Source organism: Methylovulum miyakonense HT12 (assembly GCF_000384075.1).
Lineage (GTDB): Bacteria > Pseudomonadota > Gammaproteobacteria > Methylococcales > Methylomonadaceae > Methylovulum > Methylovulum miyakonense.
Window position 1 is genome coordinate 2,193,344 of sequence record NZ_KB913025.1, and the last position, 26,322, is coordinate 2,219,665.

At 51.6% G+C, this 26,322-nt stretch carries 24 protein-coding genes and 1 tRNA gene; 14 read left to right on the plus strand and 11 right to left on the minus strand.

Going from position 1 to position 26,322, the window contains the following annotated elements:
- Nucleotides 1–77 precede the first annotated feature (77 nt).
- From METMI_RS0111190 to METMI_RS0111235, 10 genes are all read left to right on the plus strand, one after another.
- Nucleotides 78–1,835, plus strand: coding sequence for a tetratricopeptide repeat protein (locus METMI_RS0111190; RefSeq protein WP_019866386.1), 1,758 nt, complete (start codon nt 78–80; stop codon nt 1,833–1,835).
- 2 nt (nt 1,836–1,837) lie between these two features.
- Complete coding sequence (gene lolB / locus METMI_RS0111195) at nt 1,838–2,419, plus strand: lipoprotein insertase outer membrane protein LolB (protein ID WP_019866387.1); 582 nt, start codon at nt 1,838–1,840, stop codon at nt 2,417–2,419.
- The gene (ispE, locus tag METMI_RS0111200; RefSeq protein ID WP_019866388.1) at nt 2,409–3,281 is read left to right on the plus strand and encodes a 4-(cytidine 5'-diphospho)-2-C-methyl-D-erythritol kinase; all 873 of its coding nucleotides are present in this window, start codon (nt 2,409–2,411) and stop codon (nt 3,279–3,281) included. Before lolB ends, ispE begins: the two co-directional genes overlap by 11 nt.
- Before the next feature lie 4 nt (nt 3,282–3,285).
- A tRNA-Gln gene (locus METMI_RS0111205) sits at nt 3,286–3,360 on the plus strand.
- 40 nt (nt 3,361–3,400) lie between these two features.
- Nucleotides 3,401–4,354, plus strand: a complete 954-nt coding sequence (locus METMI_RS0111210; RefSeq protein ID WP_019866389.1) for a ribose-phosphate diphosphokinase — start codon at nt 3,401–3,403, stop codon at nt 4,352–4,354.
- A 41-nt stretch (nt 4,355–4,395) separates the two neighbouring features.
- Nucleotides 4,396–4,980, plus strand: coding sequence for a 50S ribosomal protein L25/general stress protein Ctc (locus METMI_RS0111215; RefSeq protein WP_029151632.1), 585 nt, complete (start codon nt 4,396–4,398; stop codon nt 4,978–4,980).
- A gap of 35 nt (nt 4,981–5,015) precedes the next feature.
- Nucleotides 5,016–5,582 carry an aminoacyl-tRNA hydrolase gene (gene pth / locus METMI_RS0111220; RefSeq protein WP_019866391.1) on the plus strand — a complete coding sequence of 189 codons (567 nt, stop codon included), beginning with the start codon at nt 5,016–5,018 and terminating at the stop codon, nt 5,580–5,582.
- Nucleotides 5,583–5,749: 167 nt separating this feature from the next.
- The gene (locus tag METMI_RS0111225) at nt 5,750–6,151 is read left to right on the plus strand and encodes a RidA family protein (RefSeq protein WP_019866392.1); all 402 of its coding nucleotides are present in this window, start codon (nt 5,750–5,752) and stop codon (nt 6,149–6,151) included.
- A 167-nt stretch (nt 6,152–6,318) separates the two neighbouring features.
- Nucleotides 6,319–8,400, plus strand: a complete 2,082-nt coding sequence (gene recG / locus METMI_RS0111230) for an ATP-dependent DNA helicase RecG (RefSeq protein WP_019866393.1) — start codon at nt 6,319–6,321, stop codon at nt 8,398–8,400.
- 2 nt (nt 8,401–8,402) lie between these two features.
- Entirely contained in the window at nt 8,403–8,963 is a 561-nt protein-coding gene (locus METMI_RS0111235) for a chorismate--pyruvate lyase family protein (RefSeq protein ID WP_019866394.1), read from the plus strand.
- 176 nt (nt 8,964–9,139) lie between these two features.
- Here METMI_RS0111235 and METMI_RS0111240 read toward each other — a convergent pair whose 3' ends face one another.
- The 3 genes from METMI_RS0111240 to METMI_RS0111250 all read right to left on the minus strand — a co-directional run bounded on the left by METMI_RS0111240 (nt 9,140) and on the right by METMI_RS0111250 (nt 11,658).
- Complete coding sequence (locus METMI_RS0111240; RefSeq protein WP_019866395.1) at nt 9,140–9,472, minus strand: hypothetical protein; 333 nt, start codon at nt 9,470–9,472, stop codon at nt 9,140–9,142.
- Between the two features lie 261 nt (nt 9,473–9,733).
- A complete protein-coding gene (locus METMI_RS0111245) occupies nt 9,734–10,855 on the minus strand; it encodes a methyltransferase domain-containing protein (protein WP_019866396.1) in 1,122 nt (373 codons plus the stop codon).
- A 26-nt stretch (nt 10,856–10,881) separates the two neighbouring features.
- Complete coding sequence (locus METMI_RS0111250) at nt 10,882–11,658, minus strand: pentapeptide repeat-containing protein (protein WP_019866397.1); 777 nt, start codon at nt 11,656–11,658, stop codon at nt 10,882–10,884.
- A gap of 407 nt (nt 11,659–12,065) precedes the next feature.
- Here METMI_RS0111250 and METMI_RS25465 point away from each other — a divergent pair, with 407 nt between their 5' ends.
- Entirely contained in the window at nt 12,066–17,210 is a 5,145-nt protein-coding gene (locus METMI_RS25465) for an FG-GAP repeat protein (protein WP_019866398.1), read from the plus strand.
- A gap of 82 nt (nt 17,211–17,292) precedes the next feature.
- Here the strand turns inward: METMI_RS25465 and METMI_RS0111260 are convergent, their stop codons facing one another.
- The 8 genes from METMI_RS0111260 to METMI_RS0111290 all read right to left on the minus strand — a co-directional run bounded on the left by METMI_RS0111260 (nt 17,293) and on the right by METMI_RS0111290 (nt 23,474).
- Nucleotides 17,293–18,612, minus strand: a complete 1,320-nt coding sequence (locus METMI_RS0111260) for a hypothetical protein (protein ID WP_019866399.1) — start codon at nt 18,610–18,612, stop codon at nt 17,293–17,295.
- A 439-nt stretch (nt 18,613–19,051) separates the two neighbouring features.
- On the minus strand, nt 19,052–19,693 hold the full coding sequence (locus METMI_RS0111265; RefSeq protein WP_232215207.1) for a phosphatase PAP2 family protein: 642 nt from the start codon (nt 19,691–19,693) through the stop codon (nt 19,052–19,054).
- 263 nt (nt 19,694–19,956) lie between these two features.
- The gene (locus tag METMI_RS0111270) at nt 19,957–21,474 is read right to left on the minus strand and encodes a cbb3-type cytochrome c oxidase subunit I (protein WP_019866401.1); all 1,518 of its coding nucleotides are present in this window, start codon (nt 21,472–21,474) and stop codon (nt 19,957–19,959) included.
- Between the two features lie 2 nt (nt 21,475–21,476).
- Entirely contained in the window at nt 21,477–22,073 is a 597-nt protein-coding gene (locus METMI_RS0111275; protein ID WP_019866402.1) for a c-type cytochrome, read from the minus strand.
- Nucleotides 22,070–22,399 carry a hypothetical protein gene (locus METMI_RS0111280; protein WP_019866403.1) on the minus strand — a complete coding sequence of 110 codons (330 nt, stop codon included), beginning with the start codon at nt 22,397–22,399 and terminating at the stop codon, nt 22,070–22,072. The genes METMI_RS0111275 and METMI_RS0111280 overlap by 4 nt, the downstream gene beginning before the upstream one ends.
- Nucleotides 22,400–22,463: 64 nt before the next feature.
- Nucleotides 22,464–22,736 (minus strand): group I truncated hemoglobin, encoded by a 273-nt coding sequence (locus tag METMI_RS23730; RefSeq protein ID WP_019866404.1) that lies wholly within the window; start codon nt 22,734–22,736, stop codon nt 22,464–22,466.
- Nucleotides 22,705–22,833: a hypothetical protein gene (locus METMI_RS28150; RefSeq protein WP_019866405.1), complete on the minus strand. Its 129-nt coding sequence runs from the start codon at nt 22,831–22,833 to the stop codon at nt 22,705–22,707. Before METMI_RS28150 ends, METMI_RS23730 begins: the two co-directional genes overlap by 32 nt.
- On the minus strand, nt 22,830–23,474 hold the full coding sequence (locus tag METMI_RS0111290) for a helix-turn-helix transcriptional regulator (RefSeq protein WP_019866406.1): 645 nt from the start codon (nt 23,472–23,474) through the stop codon (nt 22,830–22,832). The genes METMI_RS28150 and METMI_RS0111290 overlap by 4 nt, the downstream gene beginning before the upstream one ends.
- 165 nt (nt 23,475–23,639) lie before the next feature.
- Here METMI_RS0111290 and METMI_RS0111295 point away from each other — a divergent pair, with 165 nt between their 5' ends.
- The 3 genes from METMI_RS0111295 (at nt 23,640) to METMI_RS0111305 (ending at nt 26,260) form a co-directional block, all read left to right on the plus strand.
- Complete coding sequence (locus METMI_RS0111295; protein ID WP_019866407.1) at nt 23,640–24,041, plus strand: group I truncated hemoglobin; 402 nt, start codon at nt 23,640–23,642, stop codon at nt 24,039–24,041.
- Nucleotides 24,042–24,107: 66 nt separating this feature from the next.
- A complete protein-coding gene (locus METMI_RS0111300) occupies nt 24,108–25,079 on the plus strand; it encodes an FAD-binding oxidoreductase (RefSeq protein WP_019866408.1) in 972 nt (323 codons plus the stop codon).
- Nucleotides 25,080–25,096: 17 nt separating this feature from the next.
- Complete coding sequence (locus METMI_RS0111305; protein WP_019866409.1) at nt 25,097–26,260, plus strand: HPP family protein; 1,164 nt, start codon at nt 25,097–25,099, stop codon at nt 26,258–26,260.
- Nucleotides 26,261–26,322 lie beyond the last annotated feature (62 nt).

Genomic DNA, 26,322 nt, shown 5'->3' on the forward strand with positions numbered 1-26,322 from the left:
GTAATGAGCTCTCTAAATCAACAGCTTTTTCTGCTAATCTATTAAGACTATCTTTGAGACCTAAAATAGGATTGTGAGTGTTAATTCTTAAACCGATTATTAGACTACCCGCAGTAATAACGCTGGTTTTGCTTTACGGCTGTGCCGGTTCGCCGGAAAAGCCGCAGCAACCCGACACATCACCCGTCTCTGTCAAGCCCGCTGACGTCAAGCAGAAAAGCAAGGCGAAAGAAGCCGCCACATCAATTGATCCCGACGTGCTGTTTATGTTGTTGACTGCCGAGCTCGCAGGCCAACGAGGCCAATATGATATTGCTTTGGAAGGCTATATGGAAGCGGCAAAACGGGTCCATGATCCGCGGTTTGCCGAGCGGGCAGCCATGATTGCGATGTACCTAAAAGACGGGGGCAAGCTTAACGAGGCGGTAAAAATATGGTTACGGCAGGATGCCAATAATATCACGGCAAGGAAATTCGCCGCATTGGCCGCCTTAAAAGCCGGGGATAAAGCAGCGGCGGCCAGCCATATCGGGTCATTGTTAAAAAATGATCCGGCGGGTTTTGAAAAATCCGTACTCGAATTGGCCACCGTGCTGCAGAAGGACAATAAGGCCACGCTGATTTTTGACGTGTTGGATGATGTTTCAAGCCAGAATCCTGGCCAGGCGACGGTCTATTTTGTCCAGGCCTTGCTGGCGACACAGATGAACAGGCCAGAGTTGGCGGAGGCCAAGGTCGGGCAAGCATTGCGGATACAGCCGGGCTGGGATAGGGCGTTGATGCTGCAAGCCCAGTTGGCCATGTATTCGGGTGACTTTAACAAAGCTAAAGAGGTGTTAAAAACAGCGGCGCTTAGGTTTCCTGAAGATAATAAAATTAAAAAATTATTGGCACAGGTTCTGATTAAGGCCAAGGCGTATGATGAAGCGGTCGGGATTTATCAGGCTATCCTAAAGGCGAACCCCAAAGAAAATGACAGCCGTATGGCCTTAGGTTTGGTGTATTTGCAAAAGGACAATCTGGATGACGCGGAAGACGTTTTTACCCAGTTACTGAAGGAGCCCGAGTGGCAAGCGCAAGCGAGTTACTATCTGGGTAAAATTGCCGAGCAGCAAAATGACGTCGACGAGGCATTGGTTTGGTACGATAAGGTCACTGATGAACGCTTGGTTTTTGAGGCCGGCATTTCGGCAATAGGCCTGCTGGGAAAGGATAAGCAATTTGCCCAGGCTGAAGCACGGTTGGCATCGTTGGCAAAAAAATATCCTAAACAAAAATTACGCCTTTTGTTGGTGCAGTCAGAATTGCTAAACCAACAGCAACAATATGGCAAGGCCTTCAATATCCTCACTAATGCGTTAACCGACTTGCCGGATGAAAAGGAGCTGTTATATGCCAGGGCCTTAATGGCCGAGCATATCGGCAAATTGGAGGTGTTGGAAGCGGATTTGAAAAAAATTATCAGTAAATACCCTGATAACGCCGAGGCGTTAAACGCCTTAGGTTATACCTTGGCGGATAAAACCAATCGCTATCAGGAAGCGGAAGGCTATTTGCAGCGCGCCCTTAAGTTGAATCCCGACGAAGCCGTTATATTGGATAGCTATGGCTGGTTGCAGTTTAAATTGGGCAATATGGCCAAGGCCTTGGATTATCTCGAACGGGCTTACGCCAAACAGCAGGAAAATGAGATTGCGGCGCATCTTGCCGAAGTCCTGTGGGCGGTAAACCAAAAGGATAAGGCAAAGAAAGTCTTTAAAGAGGCCTTTAAAGAATCGCCGGATGACCATTATTTGCTTGAATTCAAAGCCCGCGTACTGGATAAAGCGGAATAACCGTGCGGATCATATTTTCTGCCCTGTCCCTTGTTTTGCTCTTGTCGGCGTGTTCCAGCGTCGATGTGGCCCCTGACGGGACTTATTCAAGATCCGCGCTGCAAGATTTGGGGCCGTTGGCCGAATGGTCCTTGGATGGCCGTTTGGCATTAAGCGGCAATAAGGATTCTTGGTCGGCCAGCATGGCTTGGGAGCATGAAGGCGCCCAAGACCAGCTTAAATTGTCCGGGCCATTAGGGCAGGGGGCGACGGTTGTCCGGCTGAATGGGGATGTTGTCAGCATAGACCGTGGCGGAGGCAATGTGCAAACGTCTAACCAGCCGGAAGCGTTTGTCAACCAGCAGTTAGGCATGTCTGTGCCCATCAAGGCCTTAAGCCACTGGATTGTAGGGTTGCCGGAACCCGGGCCGGCATTTGTCGACATCCCTTCCGGTTTCCGGCAATCTGGCTGGATGGTTGAATATAAGCAAATGCAACAGGTGGATAAGCGGGTGTTGCCTCGAAAAATGACCATTATGAATGACAGGGTCAAACTTAAATTAATCATTGAACAATGGGTTGTGAAGGGATCTGATGGACAATAATGGCTTGCTGTGGTCGACGAGATGGCCCGCTCCGGCAAAATTAAATTTAATGTTGCGCATTGTCGGGCAAAGGCCCGATGGGTACCACTTATTGCAAACCGTGTTCCAGTTTGTCGAATTATGTGATTGGATCACTTTTCACCCCGACGCCAGCGGCCGGGTCAGCCTAAAAAATACCCTGCCGGATGTTGCCGAGTCCGAAGATTTGACAGTTAGGGCCGCCCGGTTGTTGAAAGCTACGACGGGTTGTCAGGAGGGCGTTTGCATTGATGTGGAAAAAAACCTTCCTATGGGCGGTGGCTTAGGCGGCGGCAGTTCGGATGCGGCGACGGTGTTGGTGGTGCTCAATAAATTATGGGATTTGCAGTTATCGCCCGGAAAGCTTATGGAATTGGGCTTGTCATTGGGTGCGGATGTGCCCGTGTTCGTATTCGGTCACGCGGCTTGGGCGGAAGGGGTTGGCGAGGAAATTCAACCAATTACCGTACCGGAACGCTGGGTTGTGATAATCAAACCAGATTGCCATGTGAATACCAAAGAAATTTTTTCTGCCAAAGAATTGACACGGGATAGCAAATCAATCAAAATATCTGACTTTACAGCAGGTCACCATCAAAATGATTGCCTTGATGTGGTTTGCCAACGTTATCCATCTGTTAAAAATGCTTTAGTTGATTTGTCTGAATTTTCAGATGCAAAATTAACTGGAACTGGGGCTTGTGTTTTTGCACAGTTTGATTCAGAAATAAAAGCAGTCGGCGCGTACCAGTCGCTTAAAACTAAGTGGCGGGTGTACGTTACGAAATGCGTCAATGAATCGCCTCTGTTTTCTATAATGAAACTAGGTGGTTCGCTATCTTGATTATTGGGTCGTCGCCAAGCGGTAAGGCACGGGGTTTTGATCTCCGCATACCAAGGTTCGAATCCTTGCGACCCAGCCATTTATATCCATTTAAGTTAAATTCGTGTGGGAGAGCTTGAATGAATGACACCTCGTTGATGGTGTTTTCTGGAAATGCTAACTTGGCCTTGTCCGAAGGTATTGTTAAAAAGTTGAACATGCGCTTAGGGATGGCGGCAGTCGGCAGGTTTAGTGATGGGGAGATTGCGGTGGAGATTGAAGAAAACGTCCGTGGTAAGGATGTTTTCGTAATCCAGCCTACCTGCTCACCAACCAATGAGAATTTAATGGAATTACTGGTGATGATCGACGCCCTTAAACGGGCATCAGCATCACGAATTACCGCTGTGATGCCTTACTATGGGTATTCCCGGCAAGATAGGCGGTCACGTTCGGCACGGGTGCCCATCAGTGCCAAGCTGGTTGCTAAAATGATCGAGCAAGCAGGGGCAAGCCGTCTATTGACGGTTGATTTGCATGCCGATCAAATACAAGGTTTTTTTGATATACCTGTTGATAACGTCTACGCCTCCCCGATACTGTTGGGGGACATTTGGCGGCAGCAGTATAAGGATTTGATAGTCGTTTCACCGGACGTCGGTGGTGTTGTTAGGGCCAGGGCGCTTGCAAAACGCTTGAACGATGCCGACTTGGCCATCATTGATAAACGCAGGTTAAAGGCCAATGTCGCGGAAGTCATGCATATCATCGGTGATGTCGATGGGCGCACTTGCATCCTGATTGATGATATTGTCGATACTGCCGGCACTTTATGCCACGCAGCGGCGGCACTAAAGAAGCATGGGGCCGTTAGGGTTTTGGCTTACTGTACGCACGCGGTGTTGTCTGGCTCGGCTATGAAAAATTTGACTGGCTCCTCTTTGGATGAGCTGGTAGTTACCGATACGATACCGCTGAATCAAGAGGCGATTGATTGTGGCAAAATAAGGCAACTAAGTGTTGCCGAGATGTTGGCCGAAACGATAAGGCGTATAGCCGTAGGTGAATCAGTTAGTTCGCTGTATGTGGATTAAAAGTTTAATAAAAGCACTTTGAGTGCGGGGTTGAAAAGAGAATGTCTAACGTATTTGAGTTTGTAGCCGAAAGTCGTGCCGATTCTGGAAAGAGTGCGGCCAGACGTTCACGTCGTCAAGGTAATGTGCCTGCGGTAATTTATGGAGGCCATAGCGGCCCTCAAATGCTGGTGTTGAACCACAATGAAGTCATCAAACATCTTGAGCATGAAGCCGTGTATTCGCATGTGCTTGATGTGACTGTTGATGGTAGGACCGAAAAAGCGATCCTTAAAGGTGTCCAGCGCAACCCCGCTAAATTTCAAGTCTTGCATTTGGATTTTTTGCGCGTTGATATGTCTGAAGCCGTTAAAGTCCATGTGCCATTGCACTTTACCCACGAAGCGACTTCTGTCGGTGGTAAAAAAGGTGGCGTCGCTGCCCATTCAATGGTGGATGTGGAAGTTTCTTGCTTGCCTTCGGCTTTGCCAGAATTTATCGAAGTGGACTTAACCAACTTGGATATTGGCGGATCACTACATTTGTCTGATTTGGTTCTGCCTAACGGTGTCGAAGTCGTTGCTTTGGCTCAAGGTGAAGACCATAATTTGCCTGTCGTTTCCATGATGGCTTCAAAAACGAACTGATTGGTTTTAAGCCTTTGGGATGATCAAACCTTATCATGATTAAATTGATTGTCGGTTTAGGTAATCCTGGACGTCAGTACGAAAAAACCCGGCACAATGCCGGGTTTTTGTTTTTAGACACTTTGCTTGCCGATTATGGCGGATCTTGGCAATTCGAGGGCAAATTCCAGGGACATTTGGTGGAGTGCGCCATTGCTTACCATAAACTTTTGTTATTAAAACCCGAAACTTTTATGAACCGTAGCGGACAAGCCGTCGGCAAAGTTGCCCGTTATTACAAAATTCAGCCCGAAGAAATTTTGGTCGTCCACGATGAACTGGATTTTGACGCGGGTGTGGTCAAACTCAAAAAAGGCGGTGGCCATGCAGGCCACAACGGCTTGCGTGATATTATCGCCCACCTTGGCAGCAACGATTTTTACCGTCTCCGCATTGGCATAGGCCGCCCGGCTGCGGGCAAAGTGGTTGCCGATTATGTCCTGTCAGAACCTTCCAAAGCCGATTGGCTGTTATTGGAAGGCGGTTTTGGGTTGGCGAAACCTTATATCGGGCCAATCGTCAGTGGCCAAACCGAGGCAGCGATGAACAAGCTCAACACCTAAGCCATACCTGTTAATTTCAAATCCCCCTCTGTTTACCTTAATCCCCGAGTACAACTGGCCACAGGGCAAATATTGCCAGGCACGGCCAGCTTGAAATACCCTATAATTGCGCTGACAAATAACCCTCCACAGCAAGGCAGTTTTGCCGTAAATACAAAGGTAGCACCATGACGAAAGAAATTATCCAGACCGATAAAGCCCCGCAAGCCATAGGCACTTATTCACAAGCCGTCAAAGTTGATCATACCGTTTACCTTTCAGGACAAATCCCCTTAATTCCGGAAACCATGACCTTGGTCGAAGGCGGCATTGCCGCGCAGATCACCCGTGTATTTGATAATTTGAAAGCGGTTGCCGAAGCGGCGGGCGGCGACTTTTCCCATGTCGTCAAGTTGAACGTGTTCCTGACTGATTTGGCGAATTTTCCGGTGGTCAATGAAATTATGGGGCAATATTTTGAACAGCCTTATCCGGCGCGCGCGGCGATAGGCGTGGCTTCCTTGCCTAAAGGCGCTGAAGTGGAAATGGATGCGGTCATGCACTTGCCTACCCAAGAATATCCGTTGTAAGCATCAGCTAACAGGTTGGGCTGAACGAAGGGATGCCCATTGTTTTAACGTAATTGATGGGCTTCCTGTCGTCAGCCCATCCTACCATTCTAAATGTCGGCAATTCATATTTCTTGTGAATAGGCACCATCTCGTCCAGGAAGGGTAAACGCTTGGGATACGATTGCATGAACCTTCTGAAACAACCCGTCATCAACCTCAACGGTATTGGTGCGCAAACCGCCAACCGCTTGGGAAAGCTAGGCCTGCGTACCGTCCAAGATTTGTTGTTCCACCTGCCGCACCGTTACGAAGACCGTACCCGCGTCAGCCCCATCGGTATGTTGACGGCGGGGATGACCGCACTGGTGTGCGGTCAAGTGGATTTTATAGATGTCCTGCCCAGAGGCCGCAAAAGCCTGGTCTGTAAGATCAGCGACGGCACTGGCGCGGTGATGTTGCGGTTTTTTCATTTCACAGCCAACCAGCACACTATTTTCAAACCTGGCACTTGGGTGTGCGTGTTCGCCGAAACCCGCTTGGGCATGGCGGGATTGGAAATGGTGCATCCTGATTACACCGTCATCAGCGGGCCTGATGCGGCGGTGACCGACGCCCGCTTGACCCCGGTCTATCCGCTCACCGAAGGCCTAAGCCAAAATGTCATCCGCAAGGCCATCAAACAAGCCTTGCAAGTTTGCGGGCAGCATCCCCAATTGTTGGCCGATTGCCTTCCCGCCAGTATGTTGCAAGATTTTGGTTACCCCTCTTTGGCGGAAGCGATACAAACCCTACATGCCCCTGATGAAACGGTCACGGTCGAAGCTTTGCAGGATGGCAGCGTCCCGGCCTTAAAACGCTTGGCGTTTGAAGAATTGCTTGCGCACCATTTGCGCTTGTCATCCTTAAAACGCCAAGCCAGCGTCTGGCAAGCCCCCATTTTTCAAGAAGACGCGCCAACCGCCACGCATTTCTTGCGCTCCTTGCCATTCGCGTTGACAGGTGCGCAGCAACGGGTGATTGCCGAAATTGTCGCCGATTGCAAACAAAACAAGCCGATGATGCGCTTGGTGCAAGGCGACGTCGGTTCCGGCAAGACCATCGTCGCCGCCTATACGGCCTTGTTGGCGATGACGGCGGGTTACCAGGTCGCTCTGATGGCGCCGACGGAGTTATTGGCGGAACAGCATTTACGCAATTTCAGCGTGTGGTTTGCAGGGTTTGATGTGCAAGTCAGTTTCTTAAGCGGACAAAGCAAAGGCCGCATCCGACAAGCGGTGTTGCAAGGTTTGGCGGATGGCACGGTCAACTTGGTGATCGGCACCCACGCCTTATTCCAAGAAGCCGTACAGTTCCATAACCTTGGGCTGGTTATCATAGATGAACAGCACCGCTTTGGTGTCCACCAACGCTTGGCCTTGCGTGAAAAGAACCAACAAGCGGGGATGCGCCCGCACCAATTGGTGATGACCGCCACGCCCATTCCGCGCACTTTGGCGATGTTGCAATACGCCGACTTGGACGTGTCCGTCATTGACGAATTGCCGCCCGGACGGCAGCCCATTGTCACCCGTGTCATCCCATCCGAACGCCGTGCCGAAGTGGTGGCGAGGATCAACGAATGGGTGGGCAAACGCCGCCAAGCCTATTGGGTGTGCACCTTGATTGAAGAATCCGAAACCCTGCAATGCCAAGCCGCCGAACAGACCGCCGAAGTGCTGGCGCAAGCCTTGCCCGGAGTGCGCGTCGGGCTGGTGCATGGGCGCATGAAAAGCAGCGAAAAAGACGCGGTGATGCAAGCCTTCAAGCAGCACCAGTTGGATTTGTTGGTCGCCACGACCGTCATTGAAGTCGGCGTGGACGTGCCCAATGCGGGGCTGATGATTATCGAAAACCCCGAACGTTTAGGGTTGTCGCAACTGCACCAATTGCGCGGCAGGGTCGGGCGCGGCAAAGATGATAGCTATTGCTTGCTGATGTACCAATCGCCCTTATCAGAAACCGCGCGGCAGCGGCTGGGGATTTTGCGTGACAGCAACGACGGTTTTGTCATCGCCGAAAAAGACCTGCAATTACGCGGCCCCGGCGAAGTCATGGGGACGCGGCAAACGGGCGCGATGCAGTTTAAGGTTGCCGACTTGCGGCGCGATGCCGATTTGATCGCCGCGATTGCTAACGTCAGTGAGCAATTATTTACCGAAACACCCGACGCGGTACCACGGCTGTGTGACCGTTGGTTGGGTACAGAAACGCTTTACGCCGAGGTTTAAGCTTGACCATCAGAAGCCAGTTATTCCCCCGTGAACCGCAATGGCGGGAAAACCGGCGCGGAACCCGCCGCCAATTGCCGGATGCCGTGCAATCCTGGACTTACGAAACCGGATCATTGACGCAACGCCTACGCCGCGCTTACGGCGGCGCAGTGAAAGTCAGTGTGCTTTGGCAACGTTGGCAGACACCGTTCCGCACCGAACAACAGCGCTTGCAACTTCCTTTGCACGTCCATGCGCTAGTGCGCGAAGTCCTGCTCCACGCCGACGGCAAACCGCTGATCCTTGCCAGAACCGTGATTCCCGCTGGCACGGTCACTTTCGCCCATAGCAATCTGGCAAAACTAGGCACACGCCCGCTAGGCGAGGTGATTTTTGCGTATCCGAAACTGGCGCGTTTGCAGTTGGATATAAGCTTGATAAACCCTGAAGGTTGGACACCCGCCACGCGTGGGCTAGCCAAGATAAGCCAGCCTGTGTGGGGGCGGCGGACGGTGTATGGGCTACAGCACCAGCACCTGTTGGTGAGCGAGTTTTTCTTGGCGGATAGTCTGGGGATTTGATGCGCATGAACTTGGCGGACTAAAAGATAGCCTCCCGTTTCCCCGCCTTGACAGGCATTGTCAACCTCAATTGGTTTTTGGAAAACCCCAACCATGTCACCCAGTCAGGTAGGGTGGGCAATGCTGTTCTGCCCACCGATTATTCGGCAAATGGTGGGCAAAAAGCGTTGCCCACCCTACACGGCTGCCATAGAAAATAAAATGCCCGAATTATTGTCTTTGCAAAAATTGGGTATAGTTTCAGACATTATTAAATATGGATACAAGCCATAACAGTGGATCACTAAAAATTGGCGAAGAAAACTACTGACAGATTGGTCATTGGATTGGCTAATTTCTTCTAATGCACTTTTGGCTGGTTCAGGTAGCCAGAATTTTAAGGCGGCATCGTGATTGGACAAATCCGAGAAATTACCTATATTTTTACTTAATTGTTCCAAAGACTTAGGGCGACTACGTTTTTCTTCAATCAACTGGGTGGTTTTGCGTTTGCGTAAAAAAGACCACATATTTAATTTCCTACAGCTTTTAAAAAGCCAGCATTGATTTCGGATAAACAGGGTTTTCTGGCTTTGAAAAATTGTATGGAGTTTTGCATAGTTCGGTTTCCGTATTCCTCAAATTCTATGCAGGCTTCTTTTTTTCAACAACACCCGCCCCCAGTTCGTTGGGTTAGCGATAGCGTAACCCAACGCATCACATCACATCACATCATTTGTTATTGGGGTTCGTTTCCTCACCCCAACCTACCGGCTATAGCTTTTCATTGTTCAGCAACACCCACCCCCAGGGCTACATTTGTCCTCATGCACACCGCCTTTGGTTTCAGCCACGGCGCGTAAGGTTCCGGTGGCGCAGTCCCAGGGTTTGCCGGCTTGCTCTTGGGCGGGGGCGATGCCGATGAAGTCGTCGCCGTAAGCATCGCCCGTCAGCAATTGGTAGTTGCGCTCACACACCGCCATGCGTTGCCCACGGTAATAGACATGGCCTTCATCATCATACACTTCCGAATACGGGCCGCGGTAAATCACGGCGTGGCCTTTGTCGGTGCAGGTATTTCCTGCGGGTTTGACGGCGGTGATGGTGACGGCGCGGAATTCTATGCCTTCGACCACTTGCCACGCTTGGTTTTCCCATTTGTCGTAGCTGATGGCGATAAATCCGGCCTTGATGAAAGCCTCCAAAAATTCATGCTCCTGCAACGCGCCGGAGACGCAGCCGCTCCAGAGATGCGGGTCTTGTTTCAGATGTCCGGGCACAGTTTCGTCGCTGACAATATCCGAAATCGCCACCCGTCCGCCGGGTTTGACGACGCGGAAAATCTCGCGGATGAGCTGCTCTTTGTCACTGTCATGCACCAGGTTCAACACGCAGTTGGACACGACCAAATCCACGGAATTGTCCTTGATTAAAGGCGCCGTTGCCCGCTGTTGTTCTTGCCAAGCGCGTAAGGCGAGCATGTCTTCGGCATTTTTCACCGGATGTTCTGCCAGATACGCATTGACCGCCGCCCAATCCAAGGCCAAGTCCTGAATCTGGCCTTTGACGAATTCGACACGGTCTTCGCCCAATTTTTCCGCCATTTCACCTTGGTATTTGCGTGCCAAGGCCAGCATGTCGTCGTTCATGTCGACACCGATCACCTTGCCGCCCGCACCGACCAATTGCGCCGCCATATAGCAGATTTTGCCGGAACCGGAACCTAAATCTAGCACCACGTCACCCGCTTTGACATAACGCGACGGGTCGCCGCAACCGTAATCTTTGGCTATGATTTCTTGCGGCAGCAGGGCGAGCAAGGCGCGGTCATAATCGACCGGACAGCATAATTCGGTTTGGACGCTGTGTGCGCCTGCCGAATAACGTTCTAAGACGCTGGTTTCTATGGTCATAGTTTTTTCCTTGTAGGGTGGACGCGTCAGTCTTTAAAAACCGCCGCGTCAAGATGTTTGCTGGAACTCAAACCCTTGAGCTTATTTTTATCCTTAATACCCGAAAAGCGTGTGCCTGCCAAATCCGCCCCGGCGAAATTGGTGTCTTCCAATAGGCTGTCTGACAAATCCGCACCTGACAAATCGGCGTTGCTTAAATCCGCGCCAGACAAATCAACGCCCGACAAAATCGCGTTTTTCACCGTCGCGCCGTTTAAATTGGCATAACGCATCAACGCGCGGTTGAGGTTGGCGGCCGTCAAATCCGCCCCCGTCAAATTGACGTTGTTCAGGCTCACGCGCATCAGGCCCATCGGCTGGTTTTGCATGTCCACGCCCCAATTGGCGTGGCTTAGGTTGGCGTAACTGAGGTTGGCGCGATCCAGGTTGGCGATGAAACGGCTGCCGCTGAGGTTGGCGTGGCTCAAATCGGCGCTGCCCATGTGGACACCGAACACGCTGGTGTTGGCGAGGTTTGCGCCTGAAAGGTTGATTTTAGACATGACGCTTAAATCCAGATTCAGGCCGGACAAGTCGCTGTTGCTGAAATTGGCGCGGCGCAAATCCGCGCCCCATAAATCGGCTTGGGTAAAGTCCAGCCGGGACAAATCCACATCCGTCAAATCTTTGCGGCGCAAATCGGCGGGGTGCTGTTTGGTGGCGTTGGCCAGCCGCTGTTCAACTTCGGCGCGGGTCAAATCGGCGGCTGAAACAGGCAGGGCGGTTAGCACGGCGAGTAATAGCCAAAAAGGGCGAGTCTTCATGGACAATGCTCCAAATGGATAGGTTGAATGCGGAATCATCAAACCCGGAACTTTAGGCCCAGTCCTTGCCGATTGCAATAAACTTGCCCTAAAACGTGGGCAAAGTGGGGCGGCGAGGAGGGGATGGATCTTTGCAGTCCTGCATTTGAAACGTAGTGGTCGTGGATAAAACCCCGCAAAAAATGTAAGCGTTGCAATTTAAGTACATACGCATTTTGCAGGGTTTTTATTCTTTACATGAGTTAGCGATAATTTTTTAATAATTATCAATTAGTTATTTTTTTGCGTGATTGGTCTGCTTATTGCTGACGAGGGGTAGTGCGCGTTTACAACCCAGTGTCGGGCCGTTGCCTAGCCCGGACACAGATCATTTTACGATACCCATACCCCTAATTTAGGAGCAATCCATGTCCATCCCCTTTACCAAGTTATACCTTTCTTCCGCTGTCGCCAGTGCCACGGGTGGTTACCGCCTGTTGCCGCAAGTCGCGGGGGATTTTTTACCGACGGTGACATCGGTACCAGCCGCGCCTTGGGTAGCCGGGATAAGCGACCTGAACGGTGATTTAATCCCTGACCTCATTGTCGGCGCACCGGGCGATGATGATAAAGCCGTCGATGCCGGGCGTATTTTTATCACCTTTGGTAGAGCGACGGGCGGCACTACGGGGCAGTTAGGTGCTGACCTAAGTTCGGTTGAAATTATCATTGACGGTGAGAATGCGGGTGACCTTGCCGGGGCGGCGGTCGGGAGTGTCTCCGATTTGAACGGTGATGGTTTGGCGGAAATCCTGATTGGCGCACCGATGAGGGAAAATGGCACGAAAACCGATGCTGGCGCGGCGTATGTGGTTTGGGGCCAAGCGGTTGGTGGCACAGGGAAGGGTGTTGATTTGGGTGACCCTGCATCAGGTGCCGGTAATGGCAAAGGTTATATTATCAAAGGCGAAGCGGCGGGCGACCATGCCGGACAAACGCTCGCTGCGAGCAGTGATTTGAATGGCGACACCAAAGCGGAAATTCTGGTGGGTGCCGCGGGCAATGACGCAGGTGGCACCGATGCCGGGGCGGTTTATGTGGTGTGGGGGAAAGCCTCCGATGGCGCGGTTAACCTGAGCACCGTGGCGGCGGGCACGGGCGGCTTCCGTATTATCGGCCAAAATGCCGGTGATGCGGCGGGCCAGGCCTTGGCGACGCTGGGCGACCTTAATGGCGATGGCAAGGCCGATATTCTGGTGGGGGCGATGGGCAACGATGCCGGTGGCTTGGATGCGGGTGCGGCGTATGTCGTGTTTGGCAAATCCACGGGCACACAAGTGGATTTGGATGCCATCGCCGCAGGCACAGGCGGTTTCCGGATTACCGGGTCGGCAGGGGAGAAAGCCGGTTCCGCCATCACAGGCCTGGGCGACATCAACGCTGACGGGCTTGCTGATCTGTTAGTTGGCGCATCAGGTTCAGGCAAGGCTTATGTGGTGTTCGGCAAGGCGGACACCACGGAAGTTTTGCTCAGCAATGTTGGCGCGGGCGTTGGCGGTTTTGCCATCATACCGGAGTTTGGCGGCGATCTAGCCCGTTTGTCGGTGGCTTCAGGCGGTGACTTCAACCGCGACGGCATTGCCGATATTGTCATCGGGGCGCCAACCAACAACGAAGGCGGTGCCAATGCAGGTGCGGTCTATATTGTTTGGGGTGGCGGCACCAAGACGGTGGACTTGTCGCTAATCTCCCAAGGCATCGGCGGCGCCAAAATTGTCGGTTCGGCGGGTAGCCTGACGGGCAGTTCGGTAGCCGTATTGCCGGATATGAACGGCGACGGCACGCCCGATTTGCTGATCGGCAGTCCAGGTAGTGCCGGCGAATCTGTCAGTGTGGTGTTCGCGCCTACGAGCTGGCAGCCGGATAACAATATCTACGGCACTAACGCCGACGATATTATGGATGTCGGTTATGGCGGCTTGCATAAAATCGGAGCGGGTGATGATGCCATTTTAGGTTTGAACGGCAATGATAACATTCATGGTGGCGGCGGAAACGACAACATCGAAGGCAATGCGGGCATTGACACTTTGTACGGCGATGCGGGTAACGACACCTTGGATGGCGGGACGGGCAATGACACGCTGAATGGCGGTTTGGGCGATGACACCTTTAAAGTGGATAGCCTTAGTGATGCCGTGCAGGAAACCAGCGGCGAAGGCACCGATACGGTTGTCGCCAGCCTGAGCGCTTACACGCTGGCGGCAAATGTCGAGAACTTGCAATTGGCTGGCGTGGCCCTGACGGGGTTTGGCAACGGGCTGGACAACACCCTCACAGGTACTGCAAGCAACAACACCTTGGATGGCGGCTTGGGCGCTGACACTTTGGCGGGTGGTTTGGGCAATGATACCTATTGGGTGGACAATGTCGGCGATGTGGCCCAAGAAGCGTTGAACGCCGGATTGGATACTGTGGTCGCCAGCATCGACTGGACATTAGGCGATAACCTTGAAAACCTGCAACTGGCCGGTGTTGCCCATACCGGCACTGGCAACACGCTGAACAATACCCTCACCGGGACTTCAGGGAATGACTCCTTAAATGGCGGCCTAGGCGCCGATACCCTGATAGGGGGCTTGGGTGATGATACTTTCTATGTTGACAATGCGTCGGATGTGACCCAGGAAGCGCTTGCCGCCGGAATTGACACGGCCATTGCCAGCGCCAATTACACCCTGGGCGTGAATGTTGAAAAGCTGCAATTGGTCGGCCCGGCTCTCTCTGGCACAGGCAATGGTTTGGATAACACCATCACGGGCACGGTTGGCAACAATACCCTGAATGGTGGCATAGGCGCAGACACGTTAATCGGCGATGCGGGTAACGATACCTATTACATTGATAACCTGGGTGATGCCATCCAAGAAGTGGCGGGCAAAGGCAACGATACGGCTATCGCCAGTATAGATAATTATCTGCTGGCGGCTAATGTCGAAAACCTACAATTAACCGGGTCGGCTTTAATTGGCAACGGAAACACGCTCAGAAATACCCTGACGGGAACCGCAGGAAACAACGTCCTGAACGGCGGGACAAATGCGGACAAGATGGTTGGCGGCTTGGGCGATGACAGTTATTGGGTCGACAATTTGGGTGACGTGGCACAGGAAGCGGTGGGTGAAGGCACCGATACCGTCATTACCCGGATTAACTACACTTTGGGGGCCAATGTCGAAAACCTGCAACTGAGCGGGGCGGCGCATATCGCCACGGGCAACGGCTTGGATAACACGCTCACCGGGTCGATAGGCAACGACACGCTAAAGGGTTTGGACGGCAATGATACCTTGGATGGCGGCAAAGGCGTTGACGTCATGGCGGGCGGGCTTGGCGATGATGTTTACATGGTCGACAATGTTGGCGATACCGTGCAGGAGCTGTTGGGCGAAGGCAATGACACCGTCTTTGCCAGTGTCAATTGGGTGGCTGGCGCGAATGTCGAGAATATTAAATTGACGGGCACGGCCCATGTCGTCACGGGTAACGAACTGAATAACAGCATCGTCGGCGGTTCCGGTAACGACACCCTTGATGGCGGGGCGGGTGATGACACCGAGCTGGGCGGCGATGGCAATGACGTGCTGATTTCCAAGGCAGGCATAGACACGCTGGCGGGCGGTAGCGGCGATGACCGTTATGTGTTGAACGGCGGCCGTGCCCATATCGAAGATTTTCTGGGCCACGATACGGTTGACGCCAGCCAGTCATTGGGGAATAGCAGCATAGATTTGACTAGCGGGCATTGCCATGTTGAAAACGAGGACAGCGACCTTGGCACGGGCGGGACAACCGTATTGCCTTTGGATGTGCAATTCCTGCAAGACCTTTCCGGTTCCTTTGGTGATGATATTGCCAATGTGCGCAACCTGATCCCTAGCATCGTTTCAGCGCTTCAGGCGGTGCAAGCCAATAGCGAGTTTGGCTCTTCCACTTTTGTCGATAAACCGATATCCCCCTTCGGCGCCCCTGGCGAGTGGGTTTACAACACTTTGTTGTCATTGACTACGGATGCCACGGCATTGACCAATGCGTATAGCAGCATGGTGATCAAAAACGGCATGGACGAACCCGAAGCCCAAATCGAGTCGCTGATGCAATTGGCTTTGCATAGCGCGGAAGTGGGTTTCCGTACGGATTCGGCGCGTTTTGTCGTGTTGTTCACCGACGCGCCTTTCCATCAGGCTGGCGATGGCGCGGCGGCGGGCATCACCACGCCTAATAACGGCGATGCAGTGATGGACGGCGGCGGCATCGGCGAAGATTATCCGTTCATCGCCCAACTCCAGGCGGCTTTGGTGGCCGCCAACATCATCCCGATTTTCGCTATCGCCAATGGCTATGACGCGGTGTATCAGAATTTGGTCACGCAATTGGGCAGGGGCACGGTTGTCACCCTGACCGCCGATAGCTCCAATGTCGTCGCGGCCATCACCGCTGGTTTGACATCCGCCACAACCACCAAAATCGAAGATGCGGTAGGTGGGGCGGGCAACGACGATATAGTCGGTAATGTCTACGACAATGTCTTGACAGGAAATGCAGGTAACGACGCATTAAACGGTGTGGCCGGACATGATCAATTGCTTGGTGGCCTGGGTGATGACACTTACACGGTCGATGATGCTGGTAGTGCCGTGGTTGAAAAAGGTGCGCAAGGTACCGATTTGGTGATGAGCTCCATTGATTACACCTTAGGGGCGAATGTTGAAAACCTGACCTTGACCGGAACCGGCAACATCAATGGTACCGGTAATGCACTTGCCAATATTATCAACGGCAACGCGGGCAACAATATCCTGACGGGGGGCAATGGCGCGGACACCCTAATCGGCAATGGCGGTGATGACATTTTTGTCGTCAACTTCACCGCAACGGGCAGGCTGGAAGATACGGTGACGGCAGGCCTAGGCAACGACACCCTAAAATTGGCGGGCAACAGCTATGTTTCCTTAACGGCCAAAACCTTAACCGTTGCCGCTAACTTTGAAAATTACGACATCTCCGGCACTGGCATGTCCTTAATCAATGTCAACGGCACGGCAGTTGCCAATAACCTGACTGGCAATGATGCCAATAACATCCTGAAAGGCTTGGCGGGTATTGATAGCTTGATTGGCGGTGCGGGCGATGACGTGCTGGTCGGGGGATTGGATAGCGACACGCTCACAGGCGGCCTGGGTGCGGACAAATTTTGGTTTGAAAAAACGGTGGGCGTAAGCAACATTGACACCATCACCGATTTCACGACAGGCAGCGATATTTTGCAGTTCAGTAAGGCTGGCACCGGATTGGCGGCTTTGGGTGTTATCGGGCAATTTAACGCCGCTGATACACGCTTTGAAGCCAATGCCACAGGGCTTGCTTCCACTGCGGGTGCCCGATTGGTTTACAACACCGGTACTGGCGAATTGGCTTACGACAGTGACGGTAGCGGCGCCGTTGCCGCCATTGTTCTTGAAGTGTTGTCCGCCGCCCCAACTTTAGCGGCTAATGATATTTGGTTAGTTTAAGTTAAATTTACCGGCTTATCTCAAGATAGCCAGCCACAAAAAATTAAAAGGGGGGACATTGTCCCCCCTTTTTTGTTGGTGATTATTTTGCTTTGCTGCTTCCGGTTGGAATCAGGTTGTTGATGATGTGGCTGACATCCAGTGGCGCGCTTGGGTCGTAACCGTGGCAAGTAAAGCAATTATTGCCTTGATCTTGGAAAAAAGTTTCCATCGTCATATTGGATAACTCCAAGGAACCGCGTTGTGCGTTAGGTGCCGTTGAGCTAACCCCGCCATTAGTCCACAAACCGCCGACCAAGAAATAATTCTTAAGCACAGCCAAAGGGTTGGACGTTGGCAGTTGGGTGATCATGCCAGCCGGGCCGACCAATTGCGCGTTCAGCATGTCAATGTTCGCGCGGTTGGTGTCGTTATTATTGCCATTGGTCATGGAACCAGGATCGGTGCCGTCACTGTAAACGCGGCAAGCTTCATTAGGGGTGCCTTTGACGCCTTGGGGTTTGACGCCGGTATTGAAACTGCATTGTGGCTGGGCGGCGGCGCATTGTTGCGGTGTTTGGTTAACTAAACAGGCGGCGCAACTGGCGCTGGTGAACGACCAGCCTTCGCTGGGCGTGCTTTGAGGGTGGGTGCAATCTGGCGCGTTGCTTTTATGTTCAAAAGTCGCCCAGACAAATTCAGGATGGTTGGCGGTGTTGATGACCAAATGGATCCCGACCAAACCTAAGTTCAGCGGTTGTTTGGAGATGGCGGGAACCGTCGCCGTGATCGTGTAATAGCTAGGATCAGCCGTAGCGAGTATGCGCCACGAGGTTTTTATTTCGACGGTATTGGGTTGGAAGCCTTGGCTGGTGGCTTGGCATTCCGTGTTGTTATACCAGACGTTGTACAGCACGACATTGCCCGCTTGGTCATATAGCGCTTCACCAGTGGCTTGGGTAATCTCTTCAGGCAGTACCGGGTCGAAAGTGCCTGAATCCGTTTTCAGGGTACGGATAAAAAGGGCTTTGCCAATGTTGGCCCTATTTTTTACGGCGGATAACTTCGGTTTGCTGCATTGGTTTTTTAGGTTAGGCAAATACAGGTTCAACGCTTCAAACGCCCTCTCGCCAGAACCTGATGCAGCGGGTTGCATCAGGGACAAAAACCATTGGTAAGAAAACTGGTAAAACTGGCAATTGGTTTCGCTGGCCACCGGTACGCCGTTACCAATTTCTGTTGGCGGTTGGTTGCTTGGGCTCAACCAAGTTGGGCTGGCGATACACGCAGAAAAAGGCAGGGTAACCCCCAAACCCTTAGTGGCTGGCTGGGGCTTAGGCTGTTCGGCTTGCGCCAGTATTGGCGCAACGCCCAGAATACTAAACAGTAAAATCAGGCTACTACGCGTAACAGGTTGCATCATGGAATTCTCCAGGTATGGATGTCGGTTATAACTTCTTATCCAATCGGCCCATCGGATGTAGCCACACCAACATAGATAATGATGGCACGACCTCATTGAAATAATGGTTAGCGCTTCATGAAAAAAAGAGGTTAACTATTTTGTTATAGGGAATGCTAAGGCATTGGCCGCCATAAAAACGGCTTCGCCCGGATTTACGGTTAAAGCACCACAACCGCTTTTGGATGGTAGCAGATCAACTATCTGAAAAATATTAGCTTTTACCAGGTAATGTGTTGATTATTACCTAATTGTCAGGAATCTGACCTAATCCGGTAGGTGGATATGTCCGTTTGAACGGGTTTGTTACCTGATGCCTAACGTTTCAGGCACCTAAAAATTAGTTGGGGGTATTGGTAAAAAAATGTCCCATAAGAATTTTTTACCGAATGATCCCCCTTCATTGCTTTCCAACATTTTCAAGACGGATGCTTTGGGCCACTGCACCGCCCCCCAAAGCCCAGGCTGCCCCTATCGCCCATCCGGCCAGGACATCACTCGGCCAATGGACACCAAGATAAATCCTGCTCAGGCCGACCAATCCGGTCAGGATAATGGCGATGGCCATCACATAAAGCTTTAAGGCAACTCCTGGAACCAGGCGCGTGATTAGGGCGCCCAGGGTCAAGTAAACTACGGCGGAAAGCATGGCGTGGCCACTGGGGAAACTGGCGGTATGGACATACAATCCGTCAGGCATAAGGTTCGGGCGGGAGCGGTTGAATACATCCTTCAATATACTGACCGCGAAGGTGCCACCGCATGTCGAAACCAGCATAAACAGCGCGAAAAAGCGTTGGCCTATCAAGAGGAGAAAAACCGTGGTTATCAGCACAACAAGCCCTAAAACCGCAGGGCTACCCAGTGCGGTAATGTCGCGGGCATAGTCTTCGAGCCATATTGGCCCGAGTGGATTAGTGGGGTCTCCTGCGGCGCGGAACCACATGAGGATCATCAAATCAATTTTCCCCGTATCACCTTCAACAACTTCCCCGGCGATTTTGATAAAAAACAACAAAGCGGACGTGGCCGTGGCAATCATAGCCAAAACCCCAAGTGCCGGCCAATTTCTGAGATTTAACATTACCATTGTTGCTGAACCCTTATCATTTGGCCTAATATTACTCAACTCCGAGGTCGGTTTTTACCCATGATCGATGTAGGTATCCCATTGGTTAACAAGGGGTTACAGGGTTGTTATGGCATGGACAAACAACTCGGACATAAAATCGAATAATATCAATAAGGTATTTTAGAAACCCTAAAGCCGGACTCTCTGCAATAAAAAGTCCGGCTGAATCAATATCAATTTTCAGAAACGTGCGCTGCTTTGCGTTCTTCGGTTTTACCTATGGTCAATAAATCCCAAATCAATAAAACCAAACCAGCAAACGTTATCGCGCCAAAAAACCAACGCCAGACCATTGCGGCTTGAAATGACGGGTGGTTTTGCGCGGTAAAATAACCGCTCCAGGTCGAGCCTTCCACCGCCCGTTCGATGAAGGATTGTTCGTAACCGGCGATCAACAGCGCAATCGTCATGCCGAGCACGCCGCCATTGAGCAACCCCAACGCCCATTTCCAGCGCCAGCCGTTTTTAATGCCTTCGCTCATCCAGACATTGCCGCGCCAGTGTTGGATGGCCAGATAAAAGAACGCGATGTTAATCGTTGCGTAAGCCCCGAAGAATGCCAGATGCCCATGTGAAGCCGACCATTGCGTGCCGTGGGTGTACAGGTTGATTTGCGGCAGCGTGTGCATGAAGCCCCACACGCCAGCGCCGAAAAAGTTGCCGAACGCCTGCGCGATGATCCATGCCAAAGCCGGATGGTTACCGCTTTTAAAAGCGTGGGTTCCGGCATCGTAAACGGCATGCACCACCATCGCGACCAACGGAATCGGTTCCAGAGCCGAGAAAAAGCCGCCGATGGTTAGCCAGTATTCAGGCGTGCCTATCCAGAAATAATGATGGCCCAGCCCTAAAATACCCGAGCCGAACATCAGCGCAACTTCGATATACAGCCAGGTTTGTACGATTTTGCGTTTGACGCCGAGCAGTTTCATCAACGACCACGCCATGATGACGCCGACCAGCACTTCCCAGGTCGCTTCCACCCATAAATGGATCACCCACCACCACCAGTACTGGTCGTGGGTGATATTGGTCATATAAAACATCCCGGCGGTATAAAGGCCCGCCAAGGCGACCAAGTCCAACGTCAATACCCCGGCGATACCCGACCATTGGCCTTTACTAAAGGTGGCGACGACGTTGTAAAAAAATACCAGCATCACGGCGACAATGCCGATGTCCGCCCAGCGTGGCGCTTCGATATACTCGCGGCCTTCGTTGATGAACCACAGGCTAGAATCTTTTCCGGGGCCAATCTGCACTAACAGATAAACCAGCACCACCAATGTCACCGCACCCGTCAGTACCCAAAACGCGATATTGCCGAGCTTCAGGCCAACGATTTCCGTGCCGCTTTCATCTTCCAAAAGCCAGTAGACACAGCCGATAAAGCCGTACAGCATCCAAACCACCATCGCGTTGATATGCACCATGCGGTTGACGCTGAAATCCAGAAAACCATACAAAAAATTAGGGAAGATAAACTGTGTCGCCGCCAACATGCCGAACAGGATTTGCGCAAAAAACAAAATCACGGCGACGGTAAAGTAGTTGACCGCCAGTTTTTGCCCATCGCTTAGGTGGGTGCTGTCCAGAGCCACCCAGGTTTTGAAATCGTTGGCGCAATTTTGCGCCTTACCCAATAAAGCGGTTGCCTTTTGCATGATGCCTGTTGTGTCCGTCGTATCCATGCCTATTCCTCCGCGTTGATGGTTTTAAAGTTATAAGGGAAGCCGTTGGTGTCAATGCTGGACATCCATTTCAGGAACGCCACCACGCCTTTGGCTTCGGCTTCGGTGATGTTCAGGTTGGGCATCCTGCGGTTGCTGCCGAAGGTGCGGGCGTTTTTTTCCGGGTTCATCAAAAACTGCACCATCAAATCTTCGCGCATCTCTGTGGAAATCCAGCCCTTATCCAGCCAAGCTTTGGTCAAATCCGGGGCGTAGTACGCGCCGTTGCCTAATAGCGTATGGCAGTTCATGCAGTTTTTGGCTTGCGTGGTTTTTTTACCCAGCATGACCAATTGCTCGGCTTCCGCTTCGGTATATGCCTTGCCGAACAACAACTCGGTGTCACCGATGACGGGCATGGATTTATGCAGGCCTTCTTTATATTGGTAGTCGATTTTTTTGTTAATGACGCTGTATGCGGGGACACGCTTACCGCCCGCACGGGTTTGGCTTAATGAATCAAAGGTTAAAACGACCAAAATGATAAATGATCCGGCGGTGACCCAGATTGCCGTTTTTTTCCAGAATGATTCCGAAGCCCATAAGGGTGTCTCGTTCATAGCTTATCCTCCTCGGTTGTTGTTAAATCGTGGACTGCATGGGTTTTAACACATAGATGCCAGATGCCTATCGGCGCAAAAAAATAGCCGATCAGCATCGCGGCCGAAATGATCAGCCAGTAACCCGAAAAATGGGCGGTATAAGTCAGTTCGGCGACGGATGCCGCCAAGATGAGATAAGCGCTGTAAGCCGCCAGTCTGATGTGGCCTTTCGGGTTGACTTTAGACCAGGCGAACAGCAGGGCGTAAGCCGCGCCTGACAAGATGATCAAGGCTGAGACGAAAAACGTGATAAAAAAATCTTTTAACGCGACGGGTTCAATCATGGCATGTCAATTAAAATAAGCAGTTAGGGCGCCATTTGCCAATGCCTGCAAACGGCGGTAAGCATCATCCGACAACATCGGTTTTGGTGCTGCCGATAAACGCCAGCACCTCGGCATACTCTTGTTCGGGGAGTTCAAATTCTTGCAAGGCCGCTTGCAAATGGTTGATGAAAATAGCCCAGTCGCTTTCGGTAATCCCCATGCCCTTGTGCGTCACCAACATATTCCGGCCGGTATAAAAAAGCGGCCCTCCCGCACTAGAGCATAAGAAATCAATCAGCAATTGCTTTTCCCTGGCGATGCCGTCAAGCCCCCGGTTTTGCCAAAAACGGCCCAATTGCGCATCCGCCACCAAGCGCGGCTACGACGCCATTAATAACGGCATTAATGGCGTCGTAGCCGCCCAAGCGTTCATACAAAGATTCTTCAATCATGGTTTTTCTCCTCTGTTGATGATTTTAAAACGACAAACAGTGTCGCCTTTGGCCATGCACTCAACGTGCTCTATCTCGCTTTCCAATAAAGACGTAATCAGCGTCCGGTCAAACTCACAGACTTCTTCATGTTTTTGCGCCAGGTCATGGTAGACGCAATTGCAGGCTTCAATAACACGATTGTTGTTATCCGGGTCTTTAATGGCTTTTGCTTGGAAACCCAACTGATCCATTATTTTTAGCAAGCCATCCAGTTTTTCGTCGGCCTGTTTGCCAACAAACTGGGGCAACAGGCTTTGCGACAAATTGGCAGCTAGTTTATGCAGATAACGCTGCAAGGCCTCGGCACCCATTTCCTCTTTTAGGTTGGTAAGCAGTAGTTCGGAAAACCAGGCGTATTGCTTGGGAAAGCTGTTGATGCCCGCTTCGGTCAAAACGAAGCTCCTGACAGGCCGGCCTGAGGTTTTATGGAAGCCTCCGGTTTGTATATAACCGTTTTTTTGGAGCGTGGCGAAATGTTGCTGTACGGCATTCCTGGAAATGTCCAATGCCGTGGCGATTTCGTCAATGCTTAGCCCCGCTTTGTTTTCCAACAATAAAGTTAGGATTTCATGTTGCCGGGATTTGATCTTGTCAACCATATAACTCCTTCTGTCAGTCCGGTAAATGGGTCAAAGGATAACAAAAAAACACTATATTAAATAGTAATAAATCATATAACATAAATATATTGTATAAGTTATTTTTGTTTGTTATCATTTTTCCCGTAGCCGAACCTATTAGGCTATAACCCTGAGGAGACCGTAATGACCGACACACAAAACCATGAGGACGCAACCATGAGCAAAACGCTTTATGAAAGGATAGGCGGTGAAGCCGCCGTCAATGCCGCCGTTGATATTTTTTACCGGAAGGTGCTTTCAGACCCTCGCATCAACCGCTTCTTCGACAACGTTGATATGGAAAAACAAGCGGCCAAACAGAAAGCTTTTTTGACCATGGCGTTTGGCGGCCCGCATAGCTACACAGGGGAAGACATGCGTAAAGGCCATGCCCACCTGCTTAAGATGGGCTTGGATGATAGCCATTTTGACGCGGTCGTAGAAAATTTGGGGGCGACGTTGCAAGAGTTAAGCGTCCCCCAAGAACTCATCGCCGAGGTGGTGGCGATTTGTGAGACGACACGCAATGATGTGTTAGGCAGATAAGCACTATAGCCCAACGCCATAAAGGTTTATTTTGACCAGTATGGCGTTAGTTTTAACGGGTGGATCATGTACAAATTAACGATTGAAGAAAAGGTTTATGCGTGCCAAGCGGATGAAACCGTGCTGGATGCTTTATTACGCGGGAATGTGAACATTTCCTACGCTTGCAAAAAAGGCACCTGCCATAGCTGCCTGGTGCGCAGCCTCGATGCCGTTCCGCCGGAAGCCGCCCAGGCCGGACTAAAAGATACCTTGAAAAAGCGCAACCACTTCCTTGCCTGCCTGTGCCATCCAGAACAGGACATGGCCATTAAACTGCCCGACCAATCGGAGTTTTATACCGAAGGCACGGTGGTTGTTAATGAAATGCTCAATAGGAACACGCTGCTGTTGGCCGTCGCCTTTAAAGATGCGTTTGAGTTTAACGCCGGACAATTTGTTAATCTGCAAAGGGCGGACGGCCTGACGCGCAGTTATTCAATCGCCAATATTCCGCAGGAATCCAACACCCTGGAATTTCATATCCGCCGCTTGCCAGGCGGTAAGTTTAGTGGATGGTTGCATGATGAAATCAGGGTAGGGGACAGCATCGCCGTATCCGAACCGCGCGGGCATTGTTTTTACCTGCCAGAACGGCACGGACAAGGCATCCTGTTGGTCGGGACGGGGACAGGTTTGGCCCCGTTGGCGGGCATCCTGACCGATGCCCTTGCCCATGGCCATTCCGGGCCGATTTATTTATTCCATGGCAGCCGTGAATTTGAAGACTTGTACCGGATTGATGAGCTATGCCAACTGGCCCAGCGGCATCAAAATTTCCATTACATCCCTTGCCTGTCAGGCAAACATGTCCCGGCTGGTTTTAGCCATGGACGTGCCGACGAAGTCGCCTTGGCCTCGCTTCCTGATTTAAAGGCTTGGCGGGTGTTTCTCTGTGGCCATCCGGACATGGTCAAGCAAATGAAAAAAATGGCTTTCCTCAAAGGGGCATCCATGAAGGATATTTACGCGGATGCTTTTTTGGCAACACCTGTCTGAACAATAAGGCCGCTAAGATGAACATTAAGCCATTTTTCCGGTTCATTGCCGTTGATCCGGTCAATTTGAGCCTTAAGGGCAAACTGCTTTCTGTGCTTTCAAGTGCCATTGCCATTTTAGTGATTGCAGGGGTTACCCGGCAATTTGGCGTGGGTTCCGCTGGCCCGATCATCGTCGCTTCGATGGGGGCTTCCGCCGTCATCCTGTTCATTTTGCCTAGCAGCCCCCTTGCCCAACCGTGGCCACTGGTTGGCGGGCAATTGGTGTCGGCGGCCATTGGCGTCGCTTGCGCCCAGACGGTTGCCGATACCGTCTGGGCGTCCGGTTGCGCGGTTGGCGGGAGTATCCTGGCCATGCTGTTGCTGCGTTGCCTGCATCCTCCGGGTGCGGCAACGGCGTTGACACCTGTCATTAGCGGCGATCTGGACGATTACAGTTTTGTATTGATGCCAGTGGGCATTAATGTGGCGGTCATGCTGCTGATGGCGGTTGCCATCAACCGCTGGGTATTGCGTTACGGATACCCTACAGCCACGCCTTTGTCCTCCAATACAAAGCCTGTGCACAGCGCCCTCATCCAGCCTTCCCAGCGCACAGGCATTTCAGAACAGGATGTGGAATTGGCGTTGGAGAACATGGATAGGTTTATGGATGTCTCGACAGGGGATTTGAGCAAATTACTTACCGATGCCCAGCTGCAAAGTTTCAAGCGTCACCGGGGCAACATCAGTTGTGCGGATATTATGGTTAGAGATGTCCTGACGGTTGAATATGGGACAGAAGTCCAAGATGCCTGGAAAACCATGCACGGCGGAAAGCTTAACGCCTTGCCAGTGATTGACCGCGCCCACCGGGTGATTGGCATTATCACTTGGAATGATTTTTTTAAATTCATTAACGTGGAAGTTAATGAAACTTTTTCTGAAAAATTCAGGGCTTTTATCCGTCGTACGCCTGATGTCAGCACCGGAAAACCGGAAGCGGTCGGCCATATTATGGCTAGCCCTGTGAGCGTCATGCCGGAAAGCAGCCATATCGCCGGGCTTATCCCCTTGATGGCAAACCAAGGTTACCGGCAAATCCCGATTGTCAATGATGAAAACCGCTTGGTGGGCATGGTGTACCAGGCTAATTTAATTGCCGCCCTTTATAACAGAAGCCACGATCATGCGAAAAATTGAACCTTATATACTTAGACCCTGCTTTTATCGTGCTAACTGAATTCGTTTCCAAAGGCAGGCCA

Bases quoted from the DNA above. Each gene is read 5' to 3' on its own strand.
- ispE (WP_019866388.1), top strand. From the start codon at position 2,409: ATGGACAATAATGGCTTGCTGTGGTCGACGAGATGGCCCGCTCCGGCA.
- METMI_RS0111210 (WP_019866389.1), top strand. From the start codon at position 3,401: ATGAATGACACCTCGTTGATGGTGTTTTCTGGAAATGCTAACTTGGCC.
- METMI_RS0111215 (WP_029151632.1), top strand. From the start codon at position 4,396: ATGTCTAACGTATTTGAGTTTGTAGCCGAAAGTCGTGCCGATTCTGGA.
- pth (WP_019866391.1), top strand. From the start codon at position 5,016: ATGATTAAATTGATTGTCGGTTTAGGTAATCCTGGACGTCAGTACGAA.
- METMI_RS0111225 (WP_019866392.1), top strand. From the start codon at position 5,750: ATGACGAAAGAAATTATCCAGACCGATAAAGCCCCGCAAGCCATAGGC.
- recG (WP_019866393.1), top strand. From the start codon at position 6,319: ATGAACCTTCTGAAACAACCCGTCATCAACCTCAACGGTATTGGTGCG.
- METMI_RS0111240 (WP_019866395.1), bottom strand. From the start codon at position 9,472: ATGTGGTCTTTTTTACGCAAACGCAAAACCACCCAGTTGATTGAAGAA.
- METMI_RS0111245 (WP_019866396.1), bottom strand. From the start codon at position 10,855: ATGACCATAGAAACCAGCGTCTTAGAACGTTATTCGGCAGGCGCACAC.
- METMI_RS0111250 (WP_019866397.1), bottom strand. From the start codon at position 11,658: ATGAAGACTCGCCCTTTTTGGCTATTACTCGCCGTGCTAACCGCCCTG.
- METMI_RS25465 (WP_019866398.1), top strand. From the start codon at position 12,066: ATGTCCATCCCCTTTACCAAGTTATACCTTTCTTCCGCTGTCGCCAGT.
- METMI_RS0111260 (WP_019866399.1), bottom strand. From the start codon at position 18,612: ATGATGCAACCTGTTACGCGTAGTAGCCTGATTTTACTGTTTAGTATT.
- METMI_RS0111265 (WP_232215207.1), bottom strand. From the start codon at position 19,693: ATGATTGCCACGGCCACGTCCGCTTTGTTGTTTTTTATCAAAATCGCC.
- METMI_RS0111270 (WP_019866401.1), bottom strand. From the start codon at position 21,474: ATGGATACGACGGACACAACAGGCATCATGCAAAAGGCAACCGCTTTA.
- METMI_RS0111275 (WP_019866402.1), bottom strand. From the start codon at position 22,073: ATGAACGAGACACCCTTATGGGCTTCGGAATCATTCTGGAAAAAAACG.
- METMI_RS0111280 (WP_019866403.1), bottom strand. From the start codon at position 22,399: ATGATTGAACCCGTCGCGTTAAAAGATTTTTTTATCACGTTTTTCGTC.
- METMI_RS28150 (WP_019866405.1), bottom strand. From the start codon at position 22,833: ATGATTGAAGAATCTTTGTATGAACGCTTGGGCGGCTACGACGCCATT.
- METMI_RS0111290 (WP_019866406.1), bottom strand. From the start codon at position 23,474: ATGGTTGACAAGATCAAATCCCGGCAACATGAAATCCTAACTTTATTG.
- METMI_RS0111295 (WP_019866407.1), top strand. From the start codon at position 23,640: ATGACCGACACACAAAACCATGAGGACGCAACCATGAGCAAAACGCTT.
- METMI_RS0111300 (WP_019866408.1), top strand. From the start codon at position 24,108: ATGTACAAATTAACGATTGAAGAAAAGGTTTATGCGTGCCAAGCGGAT.
- METMI_RS0111305 (WP_019866409.1), top strand. From the start codon at position 25,097: ATGAACATTAAGCCATTTTTCCGGTTCATTGCCGTTGATCCGGTCAAT.